Source organism: Serratia sp. 2880STDY5682894 (genome assembly GCF_001537385.1).
Lineage (GTDB): Bacteria > Pseudomonadota > Gammaproteobacteria > Enterobacterales > Enterobacteriaceae > Serratia > Serratia nevei.
In genome coordinates, this window is sequence record NZ_FCJA01000018.1 from 38,296 (window position 1) to 40,385 (window position 2,090).

The 2,090-nt window shown below is 52.0% G+C and carries 2 tRNA genes and 1 rRNA gene (1 of these 3 running past the window's edge); all 3 read right to left on the bottom strand.

The features are described from left to right. Positions 1-1,586, bottom strand: a 23S ribosomal RNA gene (locus AWX27_RS24010); it reaches 1,334 nt to the left of the window's first position. A gap of 207 nt (positions 1,587-1,793) precedes the next feature. Then, positions 1,794-1,869: transfer RNA gene (locus AWX27_RS24015), tRNA-Ala, on the bottom strand. Positions 1,870-1,907: 38 nt separating this feature from the next. Continuing rightward, positions 1,908-1,984 (bottom strand) — tRNA-Ile (locus AWX27_RS24020). Between the last annotated feature and the right edge of the window lie 106 nt (positions 1,985-2,090).

Here is a 2,090-nt window from a genome sequence, read left to right on the forward strand (position 1 = left end):
GAGCTTAGAGGCTTTTCCTGGAAGCAGGGCATCAACTACTTCTGCACCGTAGTGCATCGTCATCACGCCTCAGGGTTAGTATGTAACCGGATTTACCAGGTCACACCCCCTACACGCTTAAACCGGGACAACCGTCGCCCGGCTAGCCTAGCCTTCTCCGTCCCCCCTTCGCAGTAACACCAAGTACAGGAATATTAACCTGTTTCCCATCGACTACGCTTTTCAGCCTCGCCTTAGGGGTCGACTCACCCTGCCCCGATTAACGTTGGACAGGAACCCTTGGTCTTCCGGCGAGCGGGCTTTTCACCCGCTTTATCGTTACTTATGTCAGCATTCGCACTTCTGATACCTCCAGCAACCCTCACAGGCCACCTTCAACGGCTTACAGAACGCTCCCCTACCCAACAACGCCTAAGCGTCGCTGCCGCAGCTTCGGTGCATGGTTTAGCCCCGTTACATCTTCCGCGCAGGCCGACTCGACCAGTGAGCTATTACGCTTTCTTTAAATGATGGCTGCTTCTAAGCCAACATCCTGGCTGTCTATGCCTTCCCACATCGTTTCCCACTTAACCATGACTTTGGGACCTTAGCTGGCGGTCTGGGTTGTTTCCCTCTTCACGACGGACGTTAGCACCCGCCGTGTGTCTCCCGTGATAACATTCTTCGGTATTCGGAGTTTGCATCGGTTTGGTAAGCCGGGATGGCCCCCTAGCCGAAACAGTGCTCTACCCCCGAAGATGAGTTCACGAGGCGCTACCTAAATAGCTTTCGGGGAGAACCAGCTATCTCCCGGTTTGATTGGCCTTTCACCCCCAGCCACAAGTCATCCGCTAATTTTTCAACATTAGTCGGTTCGGTCCTCCAGTTAGTGTTACCCAACCTTCAACCTGCCCATGGCTAGATCACCGGGTTTCGGGTCTATACCTTGCAACTATTCGCCCAGTTAAGACTCGGTTTCCCTACGGCTCCCCTATACGGTTAACCTTGCTACAAAATATAAGTCGCTGACCCATTATACAAAAGGTACGCAGTCACACCACGAAGGTGCTCCCACTGCTTGTACGTACACGGTTTCAGGTTCTATTTCACTCCCCTCGCCGGGGTTCTTTTCGCCTTTCCCTCACGGTACTGGTTCACTATCGGTCAGTCAGGAGTATTTAGCCTTGGAGGATGGTCCCCCCATATTCAGACAGGATGTCACGTGTCCCGCCCTACTCATCGAACTCACGACCTGTGCATTTTAGTGTACGGGGCTATCACCCTTTGCTGCGCGACTTTCCAGACGCTTCCACTAACACACAAGCCGATTCAGGTTCTGGGCTCCTCCCCGTTCGCTCGCCGCTACTGGGGGAATCTCGGTTGATTTCTTTTCCTCGGGGTACTTAGATGTTTCAGTTCCCCCGGTTCGCCTCATGCCACTATGTATTCATGACATGATAGTGTGTCGAAACACACTGGGTTTCCCCATTCGGGTATCGCCGGTTGTAACGGTTCATATCACCTTACCGACGCTTTTCGCAGATTAGCACGCCCTTCATCGCCTCTGACTGCCTAGGCATCCACCGTGTACGCTTAGTCACTTAACCTCACAACCCGAAGATGTTTCCATCGTTCGCGCTGCAAACATTTGAGAGACTCTATGACAGGTTACTCTTTANCCCAGTACATCTACGGAGGGATAAATTTCAGCCGTCATGTTTCAATTTTCAGCTTGTTCCAGATTGTTAAAGAGCAAAATACTTCGCAGCATACTGTCGCCAATATACTCTGAAGTATTGAAATACCGGACTATATGGTGGAGCTAAGCGGGATCGAACCGCTGACCTCCTGCGTGCAAGGCAGGCGCTCTCCCAGCTGAGCTATAGCCCCATACAGTCACGCGCAGTACCTTTTCCACTTCCGAGAAGTGGTAGGCCTGAGTGGACTTGAACCACCGACCTCACCCTTATCAGGGGTGCGCTCTAACCACCTGAGCTACAAGCCTATAAAGGTATTTCTGCTCGTTACTTTCTATCAGACAATCTGTGTGAGCACGCCACTCGAACTAATATCTTTAGGTAAGGAGGTGATCCAACCGCAGGTTCCCCTAC